This window comes from Streptomyces mutabilis (genome assembly GCF_046628145.1).
Taxonomy (GTDB): Bacteria; Actinomycetota; Actinomycetes; order Streptomycetales; family Streptomycetaceae; genus Streptomyces; species Streptomyces mutabilis.
The window spans coordinates 1,510,302-1,523,532 of the sequence record NZ_CP176874.1; the positions used below are offsets into that span (position 1 = coordinate 1,510,302).

The following is a 13,231-nucleotide window of genomic DNA, read 5'->3' on the forward strand; positions in this document are numbered from 1 at the left end:
CAAGGGCATGACAGACCGAGGCGTGGCGCCGGGGCGCCGGCCCTGATGGCGGGCGGGGTTCCTGGGACGCCCGGCCGTCGGGCCGGGCGCTTGGCCCCCGGCCCGAGTGCGGGGGGGCGCCGCCGTCAGCGGCGCCGGTAGCGCTCCTCCACGGCGACGGCCGCCGCCGCGACGGCGCCCAGGACGGCGACCGCCAGCGGAGCGCTGAACCAGGCGGAGCAGACCACCACGGCCAGCCCGCCGACGATCAGGAAGGAACCGGCCGGGTCCAGCACGGTGCGGCGCCCGGCCCGCGCGAGCAGCGACCGCCAGGAGTCGCCCGGCCGCCAGGTCGCGGCCGCGCGCAGCCCGGCCACGGCGGCACCGATCAGGGCCAGCACCCCGACGGCCCCGACGAACGGGCCGCCCGGCAGCCCGTTCCGTACGGCCTGCACGTCCACCCACACCGCGGCCAGGGCGGCCCACCCGGCGACCCCGACGAGCCACCCGCGGCGCACCGCCGACCGGAAGTCGGCGGTGAACTCCCGCCAGCCGCCGCGCTCATGGGCCAGCCGGCGCCCGAGGTGCCGCGACCCGGCCGCGAACGCCGCCGGGTAGGTGACCAGCGGCAGCGAGGCCACCGCGATCCACACGCCGGTGAGCAGGCACTCGGCGAACAGCGCGAACCCCTCGGCGAACCGCGACTCGCCCCGCTCCCCCGCCCGCTCCGCACGGGCCTTCGCACGCACCTCGGTCATGATCGGTTCACCTCAGCCCTTCAGGCCCGACGTCGCCATGCCGTCGATCAGATAGCGCTGGAAGGCCAGGAAGAAGGCGAGGACGGGCAGCAGGGCGACGAGCGACATGGCGATCATGCCGCCGTAGTTGGCCAGCCCTTCCTGGTCCACGAACATCTTCAGGCCGAGGGAGACGGTGTACTTGCTCGGCTCGTTGAGGTAGATCAGCGGGCCCATGAAGTCGTTCCAGGAGTTGATGAAGGTGAAGATCGCGCTGGTGATCAGGGCCGGGCGGCACAGCGGCAGCACGATCGACCAGTAGATGCGGAAGTGTCCGCAGCCGTCGAGGCGCGCCGCCTCGTCCAGCTCCTTGGGCAGGTTCCGCATGAACTGCACCATCAGGAAGACGAAGAACGCCTCCGTCGCCAGGTACTTCCCCAGCAGCAGCGGGGTGTACGTGTTGATCATGTCCATGTTGCGGAAGAGCACGTACTGCGGGATCAGCAGCACGTGGTACGGCAGCAGGAGGGTGCCGATCATCAGCGTGAAGAGCAGGTTGCGGCCGGCGAACCGGATCTTCGCGAAGGCGTACGCGGTCAGCGAGCAGGACACCACGATCCCGATCACCGAACCCACCGCGAGGAAGAGCGAGTTGACGAAGAAGGTGGAGATCGAGATGTCGGCGATGCCGTCGGCGAGGCCGGTGTAGTTCGAGACGATCGGGTCGGCCGGGAACAGGTCCAGGCTGCCGACGATGTCCCCGCTCTCCTTGAACGAGCCGCCGATGACCCAGATCACCGGGTAGAGGATGACCGCCAGGATCGCCAGCGACCCGATGTGCCAGGCGAGCGAGCCCGGCAGCCTGCGCCTCAGGGCCCCCTTCGCGGGCGGGGCCGGCGTGATGTCGGTGGCCTGTGCGCTCATCGGCCGCCCTCCTCGTAGTGCACCCAGCGCTTCTGCGACCAGAACAGCACCGCGGTGACCATGGCGACCGCGACCAGCAGCATCCACGCCATGGCGGAGGCCAGGCCCATGCGGCTGTTCTCGAAGCCCTGGACGTACAGATAACAGGTGTAGACCATGGTTCCGTCGGCCGGGCCGCAGGAGTTGCCTCCGGCGCCACCGCCGACGATGTAGGCGGAGCTGAAGATCTGGAAGGAGTGGATGGTCTCCAGCAGGACGTTGAAGAAGAGGACCGGGGAGATCATCGGCAGCGTGATGTTCCAGAACTGCCGCAGCTTGCTCGCGCCGTCCACGTCGGCCGCCTCGTACAGTTCGCGCGGCACCTGCTTGAGGCCGGCCAGGAAGATGACCATCGGAGCACCGAACTGCCAGACGGTCAGCGCCACCAGGCTGTAGATGATCAGGTCCGGGTCGCCGGTCCAGCCGCCGACGTCGATCCCGAAGAACTGCTGCGTACGGTCGACGACCGCGTCGTCCGAGAAGATCGCCTTCCACACGATGGCGACCGACACGCTCGCGCCGATCAGCGACGGGGCGTAGAAGGCGGCCCGGTAGAAGGCCTGCCCGCGCCGCTTCTGCGCGAGCAGCAGGGCCACACCGAGCGCGGCCAGCAGCTTGATCGGCGTGCCGACGACGACGTACCAGAGGGTGACCTCGACCGAGTGGCGCCAGCGCGGGTCGCCGAACATCTCGGAGAAGTTGTCCAGGCCGATCCACTTGGGCGCGTCGAAGAGGTTGTAGTCGGTGAACGCGAAGTAGAGCGAGGCGACCATCGGTCCCGCCGTCAGCAGCAGGAATCCGGCGATCCAGGGGGACATGAAGAGGTAGCCGGCCAGGTTCTCCCGGCGGCCCCGCCGCTTCAGCTCGGCGGGGCGCGGGGACTTCACCGGACCGTGCCTCGGCTCGGAGTCCTTGGTCAGGTCCTCCATCGCGGGGGCGTGTGTCACGGCGCTTCCCATCAGCCGGCGAGAGCCGTCTTCGACTCGGTGAAGAACTGCTTGACGGCGTCGTCGACGGACCGTTCGCCCAGGGCCATCTCCTCGGCGATGCGGAGGAACGCGGCCTCGCAGATGTCGGCGCCGTTCGGGTGCGGGGTGATGGTCTCCAGGACACCCGCGTCGACGAGGGACTGCTCGTAGGCGGCGATCGCCTTGTTGACCGGGTCGGTGGGCCGGTACGCGTCGTACTGCGCCTGCGTCGTCGGCACGCCGCGGTCGTAACCCATGATCTTGGCGACCTCGGGGTCGTGCACCATGAAGTCGATGAACTGGGCGACTTCCTTGGGGTGCTGGGTGCGCTTGTAGCCACTCAGCATCAGCGAACCGAGGTACTGGCCGGTCTTCTTGCCGTCCGTGGTGGGAATGGGCGCGAGGCCGTACTCGCTCTTGCCTTCGGAGGTGTAGCGGACGGTGAAGTTGTCCCAGGTGAACTCGCTTCCGGCGAGTTCGGCGGAGAGCGCCGACTTCGGTTTGATCTGGGCGACCTTCTTCGGGTCGGCGAACAGGCCGGACTTCACGCCCTTCTCCGCCTTCGTCCACCACGCGGTCAGATCGGCCTCGGAGAAGCCGAGTCCGTCCTCGGTGAAGAAGGCCTTGCCGTTCTGACGCAGGTACAGGTCGTAGAGGTACATGACGCCGTACATGCCGCTGTCGCCGGCCCGGCCCGTCCTGTCGCGGATGCTCGTCATCGCGTCGTCGAAGTCGTCCCAGGTCCAGCCCTGCTCGGGCTTGACGCCGGCCCGGGTGTAGACGGGCTTGTCGATGACGAGTGCCATCGAGTTCGAACCGACGGGCACACCGAGGAGCTTGCCGTCGATCTCGCCGAACTTCTCCAGGCCCGCGCGGAAGCCGTCCATGGAGAGATTGCCCGCCTTCACCTGCTCGCTCAGGTCGAGCAGGACATTCTTGGCGTCGTATTTCCGGAGAAATCCGATGGCATTCTGGAAGACGTCCGGCGGATTCCCGCCGGAGGCCTGGGTGTTGAACTTCTTCCAGAAGTCGGTGTACGGCTGGAAGTCGGTCTTCACCTTGATCTTCGGGTACTTCTTCTCGAAGAGCGCGATGGTCTTGTTGATGCGTTCCGCCCGGTCCTCGGCACCCCACCACGAGTAACGGATCGTCACGGTCCCGTCCCCGGATCCGCTGCCGCCGCCGCACGCGGTGGCCGTCGCCCCCAGCCCGGCGACGGCCAGCGAGGCCCCCGCCGCTTTGAGGATCGTCCGCCTCTCCACATTCCTGCCCTGCTGCATATGAGCCTCCCCGCGACGTTGCGTCCGCCTCATGAATCGTTTCAAGTAAGCGCTTGCTGGCACAAGGTACGGAGGGCCCGGGGGCGCGTCAATGATTCGGACAGGAATTGCCGGACACCGGCCCGCGACGGCGGTGGCGCCCGATGCGGGCCCACCGGCCGGCAGCCGAGGAGAACACCCAGGTCGACGCTGCGCGGCCGACGGGCCGAACACGGGCGGGCCCGCCGGAGCGGGCGGCGCGGAAGGTCACGGTTGAGTGAAGGCGGGCGGAAGCGGAATGCCCGGCCACCCGGACGCCCCCGCACACGAAGGCGGCCCGGCTCACGATCGTGAGCCGGGCCGCCTGATGATCCGGTGGGCGATACTGGGTTCGAACCAGTGACCTCTTCGGTGTGAACGAAGCGCTCTCCCACTGAGCTAATCGCCCGGACGCAGGAAGAACATTACCCCATGTCAGGGGGTGCCCGTGACCAGCGGGGGCCGGGTGGCCGCACCCCCGCCGCGGATCACTGGTCCTCGATCTTCCAGGGCAGCTGGAGGCCGAACTTCCACAGGTAGACCCCGGCCAGCGCGGCCACGATCACCAGCCCCACCGAGGTCAGGATGATGTTCCGCCGCCGCACCTTGGGATCGAGGGCTCGCTGGGCCGCCTCGGTGACCTTGCGCTTGGTCCAGCGCAGGACGAGCTGGGCCCAGACGAACTCGGTCGCCCAGATCGCCATGCCGCCGAAGATCACGACCCACCCCGGTCCGGGCAGGACGAGCATGGCGGCACCGGCCGCGACGACCGCCAGGCCGACGATGAAGACGCCGACCTGCCAGCTCAGGTGCAGGGCGCGGCGCGCCTTGATGAATTCCGGTGCACGCGAACCGAGCGCCTGCGCGGGCGCCGCCTCGTCGTCCGTCCCCGTACGGTCTTCCGCCACGGCCGCCTCGCCGGGCTTGTTACTCCCCGTGTTCATACGGCCAAACACTACCGGAGCGAATCCTGTCACCGGAATGGGCGCAGGACCCGAACGACCACTCGGCCGGAAGAGTTACCTAAACACACGCAAAACACTCAGAGGGGTTTACAACGGCACCGTAGGTGGCATGTCGATTTCGCCGACGTGCGAATCCCCGAGCGCACACTGAGCGAAAGGCCCTGGCGCTTATGAACACCACGGTCAGCTGCGAGCTGCACCTGCGCCTCGTTGTGTCGAGCGAGTCCTCCCTGCCTGTCCCCGCAGGCCTGCGGTACGACACGGCCGACCCCTACGCCGTGCACGCCACCTTCCACACCGGAGCCGAGGAGACCGTCGAGTGGGTGTTCGCCCGTGACCTCCTCGCCGAAGGCCTCCACCGCCCCACCGGCACCGGCGACGTCCGTGTCTGGCCGTCCCGCAGTCATGGCCAGGGGGTCGTGTGCATCGCCCTGAGCTCCCCGGAGGGCGAGGCACTGCTCGAGGCCCCGGCGCGGGCTCTGGAGTCCTTCCTGAAGCGCACAGACGCCGCCGTGCCGCCCGGCACGGAACACCGGCACTTCGATCTCGATCAGGAGCTGTCGCACATCCTGGCGGAAAGCTAGGGCGACGCTCCGTGAAGCCGCCCGTCGCCGTCGACTCGGGGTGACGGCACGGGCCCGGACAACCGCATAACGGCACACACCGGCGTCGTCGCCGCGGTCCTCCGCGGGGGCGGCGCCGGTGCGTGCGCGGCGCCCGCCGCTTCACCGCAGCTCCGTCACCGCCCGCTCGCTCGCGCTGTCACCCGTTGTCAACCGGCTGTCACCCGCGTCGGGAACGGAAGCCGGACAGCCGTCGTTCTACGGACATCCGGCGGCGGGGAGCGGCTTCGGAGCCGGTCCGCCCGCGCTGGAAGCCACTACCATCGGCCAGCATCGGCGGGCGCCCGCCCGACCCCAGGCCAGGGAGCGAGATGTGCTGATCACCCACGACACCCGGTGTGCCCTCGACACCGTGGTGGATCTGGTGAACACCGTGCCGGAGGACGAATCGGCGCTGGACGGGCTGCCCGACGTCACCGCCCTCGAGGAATTCGTGGGAACGCACGAGATCAGCGACGTCGGCGTGCTCTCGGAACTCGACCTCTCGGCGGTGCGCAAGATCCGCGGTCGGTTCGCGGCCGTCTTCGCCGCCCCCGACGCGCGTGCCGCCGCCGGTCTGATCAACGACCTGGTCGCCGCCGCCGGCACCACACCACGGCTCACCGACCACGACGGCTACGACTGGCACATCCACTACTTCGCGCCCGGCGCCTCGGTCGCCGACCACCTCGCCGCCGACTGCGGGATGGCTCTGGCCTTCTTCGTGGTCGCCGGGGAGCAGGAACGACTGCGGCGGTGCGAGGCACCCGACTGCCGGCGCGCCTTCGTCGACCTCTCCCGCAACCGCTCACGGCGGTACTGCGACAGCCGCACGTGCGGAAACCGCTTGCACGTGGCCGCGTACCGCGCACGTCGCAAGGAGGCGGCCGGCTGAGGTCCGCCCGCCACACCCCGGGACACACCGTCGTGGCGACGCGGCCCCCGGCGGGTGGCGCCGGGGAGCGCGGGTACGGCTCACAGCAACAGCAGATCGTGCAACGAAGCCATGAGCAGCAGACACCCGATCACCGCAAGGAAGATCATGAGCGGTGGCTGGGAAAGGGCGAAGAGGCAGCCGCGCGGTTCGTCCTGCACCCGCGTGGTTTCGCTCTGTCTCGTGTCCAGCTGGGTATCCAGCTGAGTGGTGTCCGGCATCTCGCCGTGATGATGACGCAGTGACCAGGACCTACGCGATCAACACGCCCGCAAGGACCGGGTGTTCGTTGAATTCCGCAATGTCCGTTCGGTTCTTGATCATTACGGAGCATGCTCTGACGGCCTGGGACCGCTGTGTCGTTTCAGGTCCCGACGTAGGCGTCGGCGCCGGCGGTCATATGCCGTGCTTCTTGAGGATGGCCTCGATGTCGCTGAAGTCGTCCTCGCCGCCGGACGCCTTGGCCGGTCGGGACGCGGGCCGGGCGGCCGGGCGGGAACCGGGACCGAGGGAGGGCCCCGAGGACGCCGGAGCCACCGCGTCGCGCCGTGCCGCGGCCCGTGCCTCCTTGCGCTCCTTGCGGGTGCCGCCGCGGCGGCGCTCCACGGCCCGGGTGGTCATGAACAGCACCCACGCCACGCCCAGCACCCCGAAGCCGGCCCAGGCCACGGGACTGAAGGCCGTGTCCGCCAGCCACTCGACGATCCCGGTCATCACCAGGCCGACGGGGATCAGCGAGTAGGCGGCGATGCGGGCCGCGGTGAGGAAGCGCCTGCGGTACGCGGTGACCGCCGCGATGCCCAGGCCGGCCGCGGACACCGCGGAGCAGACGGTCTCGGCAATCATCCGGTCCTCCAGGGCAGGTCGGTCGGGCATGAGTACTTCGTCCCTTCCATCCTGCACCGTCCGGACGCCCTCGGGCCATGCCGCGACCCGGAGATCAGGGAGATCTCCGGGTCGGCTCCTCCCCAGGTGCCGGAGGCCGCCGTACGACGTGGTGCGGGACGCCGCCGCCCGGGCTGGGAGAATGGCGCCATGAGCGACTCCTCCCCCGCCCGTCCCGCCGCACCCGTCCTCGACGTCTGGTGCGAGCTCCAGTGCCCGGACTGCCGCACCGCCCTGGACGACCTCCGCGCCCTGCGCGCCCGCTACGGCGACCGCCTGGAGCTGCGGCTGCGGCATTTCCCGCTGGAGAAGCACAAGCACTCCTTCGCCGCCGCGCAGGCCGCCGAGGAGGCCGTGGCCCAGGGGCAGGGATGGCCCTACGCCGAGGCCGTGCTGAGCCGGGTCGCGGAGCTGGACCGCAAGGGGGAACCCTTCCTGGTCGAGGTCGCCCGTGAACTGGGACTGGATGCCGAGGAGTTCGACACGGCCCTGATCGATGGCCGGCACATCCTGATCGTCGACGCCGACCAGGCCGAGGGCAAGGCGATCGGCGTGACCGGCACCCCCACGTACGTGATCGGTGGCGAGCGCCTCGACGGCGGCAAGAGCCAGGAAGGGCTGCGCGAGCGCGTCGAGCAGGTCGCGGACCGGCTGCTGGCCGAGCGGCAGGACTGACCGACCGGCGGCCGGGCACGGGGCCGGTCCGGCGCGGCCGGTCCGCACCGGGGGCAGTGTTGGCCCGTTGGCCTGGAAGGCAGGGCTTCACCCCGAAGGCAGCGGCCCGCCCCCCCCCCCCCCCCGGGGGGCAGCCGTTCGCGTACGCCGAGGTCAGCGGTTCACCGCACGCCGAGGTCAGCGGTTTCCCGCACGCCTACAGCAGCGGTTTGCTGTAGTAGCAGCGCGTGGTCGCGTAGCCGAGCGACTCGTAGAGCCGTTCGGCCGCGGTGTTGCCCGCGAAGACGTTGAGGCCGATCAGTCGCCGGCCGGCGGCGACCGCCTGCGCCTCGGCGAGCAGCATGAGCGTGCGGCCGTGCCCCCGGCCCCGGTGCGCCGCGTCGGCCTCGACGTCGAAGACGAAGGCACGGTCCTCGCGCAGCGCCAGCCACAGGACGCCGACCTGTACGCCCTCGTGCTCCAGCACGCTGAACAGCATGTTCTCGGTGTCCGGCCCCTGTGGCAGCAGCAGTTCGTGATCTCTGCGCGCCTTCGCGCGCGCCTCGGCCTCGGGGACTCCCCGCTCGGTCCAGGTACGGACGTACTGCTCGGACTCGTGGGCCTGCCAGGTGGCGAACTCGTCCGCCGTCATCGGCCGCGCGCGGCTTCCCTCGGGCAGTGCGGGCGCGGTGTCGCCGAGCGGCTTGACCATGACCCGGTTGCGCAGGACGTAGCCGAGCGCCTCCGTGAGCCGCAGGCCCGCCTCCGCCTCGGCGGCCAGGCTGGTCTCGATCCGCCGGCAGCCCCAGCCCCGCACGATCTCCTCGGCCGCGAGGGCCGCCACCGTGCCCCGGCCGCGCCGGCGGTCCGGTTCGTCGATGCGCAGTTGATGGATCACGGCCACCGAGTCGCCGAAGGCTTGCGAGGTGCCGAGGTGTATCGCGCCGACGGGCCGGCTGTTCACGCACACCTGGTAGTGGCGCGAACGCGTCCCGTCGGCGGCGCGCTGGAGCGGCTCGGTCGGCCGCAGGGTGGTGGTCATCACGGGTGTTCTACCCGGCGAAGGGCCGCGAGTCAGCCTCATTTTCGAGGCCTTCCCGGATCTTCGGCGCGCTTACGGGTCCAGGTCGTCCCCGGACCGCTCCTCGAAGATCCGCATGGCCTTGGCGGTCACCGGCCCGGGGGCGCCGGGGAGTTCGCGGTCGTCGACGCGGTGCACGGCCTGCACGTCCCGGAGCGTGGAGGTCAGGAAGACCTCGTCGGCGCGGTCCAGGACGTCCATCGGGAGGTCGGTCTCCCGGGCGCCGGTCCACTCGACGACCAGGGCGCGGGTGATTCCGGCGAGGCAGCCGGAGGCGACCGGCGGGGTGTGGATCTCGCCGTCGAGGACGACGAACACGTTCGACCCGGTGCCCTCGCACAGCTGTCCCACGGTGTTGCCGAACAGCGCCTCGGTGGCGCCCCGTTCGCGGGCGCGGGCCAGGGCGACGACGTTCTCGGCGTAGGAGGTGGTCTTCAGTCCGGTGAGCGCGCCGCGCTCGTTGCGGGTCCACGGCACCGTGATCACGGCCGTGGAGTCGGGGCGCCGGCCCGTCTCGCCGAGGGCGACGACGAGGGTCGTGCCGTGCTCGCCGCGGTCGGAGCCGAGCGGGCCGTGGCCGCCGGTGTACGTGATGCGCAGCCGGCCCAACGGCATGGGATTGGCGTCCAGGACGGCGGCGCAGGCGCGGCGGACCTCGTCGAGGTCGGGGTCGGGCAGGCCGAGGCCGCGTGCCGAGCGGGTCAGCCGGTCGAGGTGCCGGGTCAGGGCGAACGGCCTGCCGTCCACCGCCTTCACCGTCTCGAAGATGCCGTCGCCCACGGTCAGCCCGTGGTCGAGGACGGAGACGCGGGCGGACTCGATGTCCTGCAGCCCGCCGTCGAGCCAGATCTTCACGCCTGTATTCCCTCTCCACTCACCTCGTACGTCCCCGACGCTACCGCGAGAAGCCGGGACGCCTTCAGTTCGGTCTCCCGCCACTCCCCTTCCGGGTCGGACCCCCAGGTGATGCCGGCGCCGGTGCCGAAGCGCAGCAGCCCCGCGGCGCGGTCGATCCAGAAGGTGCGGATGCCGACGGCGAGCTCGCCGGTGCCCCGGTCGGCGTCGACCCAGCCGATGCCACCGCAGTACGGGCCCCGGGGCGAGGTCTCCAGGGTGTCGATGATCCGCAGGGCGCTGGACTTGGGGGCGCCCGTGACGGACCCGGGCGGGAAGGCCGCCGCGAGCAGTTCCGGCCATCCGGTGTCCGGGCGCAGTTCGCACCGGACGGTCGAGACCAGGTGCACCAGGCCCGGGTGCTTCTCCACGGCGCACAGGTCGGGCACGGTCACACTGCCCGTGGCGCAGACCCGTCCGAGGTCGTTGCGGACGAGGTCCACGATCATCACGTTCTCGGCGTGGTCCTTCTCCAGCAGGTCGGCCTCGGTGCGCCCGGTTCCCTTGATCGGTCCGGACTCGACGGTCAGGCCGTCCCGCCGCAGGAACAGCTCGGGCGAGGCGGTGGCGATCTCGACGCCGTGGCCGGGCAGCCGGATCGTTCCGGCGTACGGTGCCGGGTTGCCGCGGGCCAGCAGGGCGGTGAGGGCGTCCACGTCGGCGCCGGGGCGGACGGGCGCCGAGAGCACCCGGCAGAGGTTGGCCTGGTACACCTCGCCGGTGGCGATGTGCTCGCGTATGCGCCGTACGGCCGCCGTGTACGCGGCACGGTCGAGGGAGGAGGTCCAGTCGTCCACGGCCGGCCCCCGCCACCGGCCGGGTACCGGAGCCGGTACCGGCTGTGTCCGTACGTCCGCGAAGCGTGCGCAGGTCAGGCGGCCCTCGAAGTCCGCGCAGACGGCCCAGAAGCCCTCGGATTCGAGGGCGGCGGGATCGCTCGTGACATCGAGGAGACCGGTGGCGAGACGGTCGCCGAAGCGGGCGAGGGGAGGGAGGTCGAGCACGTGACCGAGTCTAGGACGGTGGCCCCGAGGTGACCCGAACGTGTCCTTCCGGGTGCCCTGACCAGGCCCGCGAGCGCAGGCACCGCAGCACGCTGCACAAACGCGTTTTTGTACTGGCCCCGGAATCCGCTAGAGTTCAACACGTCGCCGGGACGCGCAAGCGGACCGAACCGACAGGCGGACGTAGCTCAGTTGGTAGAGCGCAACCTTGCCAAGGTTGAGGTCGCGAGTTCGAGCCTCGTCGTCCGCTCGCAGGAACTGGGGGCCTCCCGGGCCCCCTACACTCCTGGTGGAGTGGCCGAGAGGCGAGGCAACGGCCTGCAAAGCCGTCTACACGGGTTCAAATCCCGTCTCCACCTCCAAGGACGATTAGCTCAGCGGGAGAGCGCTTCCCTGACACGGAAGAGGTCACTGGTTCAATCCCAGTATCGTCCACTGGATCTTCGGATCCCCAGCGCGATTAGCTCAGCGGGAGAGCGCTTCCCTGACACGGAAGAGGTCACTGGTTCAATCCCAGTATCGCGCACGCAGTACCGCACCTGGTGCTCCCAGGACGATTAGCTCAGCGGGAGAGCGCTTCCCTGACACGGAAGAGGTCACTGGTTCAATCCCAGTATCGTCCACACTCACCGAAGCCCCCGGCCGTCTCGTACGGCCGGGGGCTTCGTCGTGGTTTCGCTGGGATCAGCGGGATCAGCCGGGTCCGCTGTATCCGCGGTATCGGCGGTATCCGCTGATCAGCCGGCTCAGCTGGAGAAGAGCATGTGGCCGAAGCTCTTGTGGCGGGGGTGACCGTGGTGACCGTGGTGGCCATGTCCGGCGTGCGGGGCACCCCAGGCGGGCGCCGGAGCGGCCGGGTAGGCCTGCGGGGCGGCGGGCGGAGCCGGCGGCGCGGGCTGGGCCCACTGAGCCTCCAGGCGAGTCAGCGACTCCAGCTCGCCGTAGTCGAGGAAGATCCCTCGGCAGCCGCTGCACTGCTCGATCTGAACGCCGTTGCGGTTGTAGGTGTGCATCGGTGCACGGCACTTGGGGCACTGCATCGTCGGCTCAGCTCCTCGCCGGTCGGTCCTGCTTCGCGTATCGCCAGGACAGACTCTGTCCGGCTGCGGGTCGGTTGCACCCTACGTCGCGGAAATTCGGTTCAACCGGGCGGGGCGACCGGGCGGACGGCGGCCATGCGGGAGCAGGCGTCGACCAGTGACTGCTCCACCTCGTCCAGGAGGCGGCCCGCCGCGACGGCCTTGGTGACGGCCCGGGCCGCGGTCTGCGCGGTGAGGGCGCGGGCCGGAACGTCCAGTGCGGGCCAGGGGTCCTCGCGGGGCGGAACGGCCGGGCCGCCGGCCGCGCGATACGCGGCCAGGAAGCGGTCCCATTCCTCGGGCGGGAGAAGTCCGCACGCGTACCAGGCCGCCGGGCGGGCCAGGTCCCAGGCCGGGACACCGGTGCCCAGATCGTCCACGTCTATCAGCAGCCAGGGACCGGTGGGCGAGGGGTGGCGCACGAGCTGGCCGAGGTGGAAGTCGCCGTGGCAGAGGGTGGTCGCGTCCGGCGCGGCGGCCTCACCGCGGGCCCACGCGGGGAGGGCGGCCCAGGCGCGCAGGACGGGGGCGGTCGCGGGGTGGTGCGGGGCGGTGCTCCGGAGGCGGGCGACGGCGTGGGCCGCCTTCGCGGGGCCGCGCATGGGAGGTACGGCGGTGGGGGCGGGGGTCCGGTGGAGGCGGGCGAGGAGAGTGGCCGCGGCCTCCCACGGGGCGGCGTCCGGGTCCTCCGGGTCCACTGGGGTGCCGTACGGCCAGTAGGTGACGAGTCTCCCGTGCAGGGCGACCGGCGCCGGTCGGAGCGGGGGCAGCAGGATGCCGGGAAGCCGGGCCGCGGCGGTGACACGGGGGGCCAGCTCGGCGGCGTCGGTGTCCGCGGCATGGGCCTTGGCGACGGTACCGGCGTGCCGGACGACGCTGCCGTCGGGGCGGTCGGAGAGTGTGGCGTCGCCCGGGACGGCCGCGCCGCAGGGACAGGCCGGGGTGCCGGCGTGGGCCGCTTCCCTGACGCGGGCCGTCAGGGCGGAGAGGAGGGCGTCTGTTGTCACGGAGTGAGCGTACGCAGGTGTCGCGCGGGCAGGTCCCGTGGCCACCGGGGGGCCTGAGGCGCGGGCGCTGCTGGTGAGGGGCTGGTCCGCGTCGCCGGGCGCTGCCGGGGAGGGAGAGCGGGCTCGCGGACTGAGCGCGGGGCCTCGGGGACGACGTGCCAGGGGACAGTGGGACCGCGCG

The 13,231-nt window shown here is 70.9% G+C and carries 15 protein-coding genes and 6 tRNA genes; 8 read left to right on the top strand and 13 right to left on the bottom strand.

The annotated features are described in order from the left end of the window. Positions 1-125 precede the first annotated feature (125 nt). From ACLIN4_RS06540 to ACLIN4_RS06565, 6 genes are all read right to left on the bottom strand, one after another. Positions 126-737, bottom strand: coding sequence for a hypothetical protein (locus ACLIN4_RS06540; RefSeq protein WP_289909184.1), 612 nt, complete (start codon positions 735-737; stop codon positions 126-128). A 12-nt stretch (positions 738-749) separates the two neighbouring features. Next, positions 750-1,640, bottom strand: coding sequence for a carbohydrate ABC transporter permease (locus tag ACLIN4_RS06545; protein ID WP_107479802.1), 891 nt, complete (start codon positions 1,638-1,640; stop codon positions 750-752). Beyond that, a complete protein-coding gene (locus ACLIN4_RS06550; protein ID WP_411575572.1) occupies positions 1,637-2,638 on the bottom strand; it encodes a carbohydrate ABC transporter permease in 1,002 nt (333 codons plus the stop codon). Before ACLIN4_RS06550 ends, ACLIN4_RS06545 begins: the two co-directional genes overlap by 4 nt. Next, positions 2,638-3,927 (bottom strand): ABC transporter substrate-binding protein, encoded by a 1,290-nt coding sequence (locus ACLIN4_RS06555; RefSeq protein ID WP_107479801.1) that lies wholly within the window; start codon positions 3,925-3,927, stop codon positions 2,638-2,640. The genes ACLIN4_RS06550 and ACLIN4_RS06555 overlap by 1 nt, the downstream gene beginning before the upstream one ends. Before the next feature lie 355 nt (positions 3,928-4,282). Next, positions 4,283-4,354: transfer RNA gene (locus tag ACLIN4_RS06560), tRNA-Val, on the bottom strand. A gap of 79 nt (positions 4,355-4,433) precedes the next feature. Continuing rightward, positions 4,434-4,889 carry a TIGR02611 family protein gene (locus ACLIN4_RS06565; protein WP_100047133.1) on the bottom strand — a complete coding sequence of 152 codons (456 nt, stop codon included), beginning with the start codon at positions 4,887-4,889 and terminating at the stop codon, positions 4,434-4,436. A 191-nt stretch (positions 4,890-5,080) separates the two neighbouring features. On the opposite strand from ACLIN4_RS06565, the gene ACLIN4_RS06570 reads away from it, so the two are divergent. Then, entirely contained in the window at positions 5,081-5,494 is a 414-nt protein-coding gene (locus ACLIN4_RS06570) for an SsgA family sporulation/cell division regulator (protein ID WP_004002642.1), read from the top strand. Between the two features lie 352 nt (positions 5,495-5,846). Beyond that, on the top strand, positions 5,847-6,407 hold the full coding sequence (locus ACLIN4_RS06575) for a CGNR zinc finger domain-containing protein (RefSeq protein WP_100047134.1): 561 nt from the start codon (positions 5,847-5,849) through the stop codon (positions 6,405-6,407). 80 nt (positions 6,408-6,487) lie between these two features. Here the strand turns inward: ACLIN4_RS06575 and ACLIN4_RS06580 are convergent, their stop codons facing one another. Then, a complete protein-coding gene (locus ACLIN4_RS06580; RefSeq protein ID WP_043375030.1) occupies positions 6,488-6,667 on the bottom strand; it encodes a hypothetical protein in 180 nt (59 codons plus the stop codon). A gap of 175 nt (positions 6,668-6,842) precedes the next feature. Then, positions 6,843-7,292 (bottom strand): hypothetical protein, encoded by a 450-nt coding sequence (locus tag ACLIN4_RS06585; RefSeq protein WP_289909233.1) that lies wholly within the window; start codon positions 7,290-7,292, stop codon positions 6,843-6,845. A gap of 189 nt (positions 7,293-7,481) precedes the next feature. Here ACLIN4_RS06585 and ACLIN4_RS06590 point away from each other — a divergent pair, with 189 nt between their 5' ends. Beyond that, positions 7,482-8,006: a DsbA family protein gene (locus tag ACLIN4_RS06590; protein WP_411575573.1), complete on the top strand. Its 525-nt coding sequence runs from the start codon at positions 7,482-7,484 to the stop codon at positions 8,004-8,006. A 196-nt stretch (positions 8,007-8,202) separates the two neighbouring features. Here the strand turns inward: ACLIN4_RS06590 and ACLIN4_RS06595 are convergent, their stop codons facing one another. The 3 genes from ACLIN4_RS06595 to ACLIN4_RS06605 form a co-directional block, all read right to left on the bottom strand. Beyond that, positions 8,203-9,027 carry a GNAT family N-acetyltransferase gene (locus ACLIN4_RS06595; RefSeq protein WP_179342708.1) on the bottom strand — a complete coding sequence of 275 codons (825 nt, stop codon included), beginning with the start codon at positions 9,025-9,027 and terminating at the stop codon, positions 8,203-8,205. A 72-nt stretch (positions 9,028-9,099) separates the two neighbouring features. After that, positions 9,100-9,921: an aminotransferase class IV gene (locus tag ACLIN4_RS06600; protein WP_411575574.1), complete on the bottom strand. Its 822-nt coding sequence runs from the start codon at positions 9,919-9,921 to the stop codon at positions 9,100-9,102. Further along, positions 9,918-10,964, bottom strand: a complete 1,047-nt coding sequence (locus ACLIN4_RS06605) for a chorismate-binding protein (protein ID WP_411575575.1) — start codon at positions 10,962-10,964, stop codon at positions 9,918-9,920. Before ACLIN4_RS06605 ends, ACLIN4_RS06600 begins: the two co-directional genes overlap by 4 nt. Positions 10,965-11,141: 177 nt before the next feature. On the opposite strand from ACLIN4_RS06605, the gene ACLIN4_RS06610 reads away from it, so the two are divergent. The 5 genes from ACLIN4_RS06610 (at position 11,142) to ACLIN4_RS06630 (ending at position 11,587) form a co-directional block, all read left to right on the top strand. Next, positions 11,142-11,214 (top strand) — tRNA-Gly (locus ACLIN4_RS06610). 38 nt (positions 11,215-11,252) lie between these two features. Beyond that, positions 11,253-11,326: transfer RNA gene (locus ACLIN4_RS06615), tRNA-Cys, on the top strand. A gap of 1 nt (position 11,327) precedes the next feature. After that, positions 11,328-11,399, top strand: a tRNA-Val gene (locus ACLIN4_RS06620). A 19-nt stretch (positions 11,400-11,418) separates the two neighbouring features. Continuing rightward, positions 11,419-11,490 (top strand) — tRNA-Val (locus tag ACLIN4_RS06625). Between the two features lie 25 nt (positions 11,491-11,515). Further along, positions 11,516-11,587: transfer RNA gene (locus ACLIN4_RS06630), tRNA-Val, on the top strand. A gap of 123 nt (positions 11,588-11,710) precedes the next feature. On the opposite strand, the gene ACLIN4_RS06635 is transcribed toward ACLIN4_RS06630, so the two are convergent. Together ACLIN4_RS06635 and ACLIN4_RS06640 are read right to left on the bottom strand one after the other, a co-directional pair. Beyond that, positions 11,711-12,004 carry a zf-TFIIB domain-containing protein gene (locus ACLIN4_RS06635; RefSeq protein WP_107479796.1) on the bottom strand — a complete coding sequence of 98 codons (294 nt, stop codon included), beginning with the start codon at positions 12,002-12,004 and terminating at the stop codon, positions 11,711-11,713. Positions 12,005-12,105: 101 nt separating this feature from the next. Continuing rightward, positions 12,106-13,050: a phosphotransferase family protein gene (locus tag ACLIN4_RS06640; RefSeq protein ID WP_290014124.1), complete on the bottom strand. Its 945-nt coding sequence runs from the start codon at positions 13,048-13,050 to the stop codon at positions 12,106-12,108. Positions 13,051-13,231: the final 181 nt, after the last annotated feature.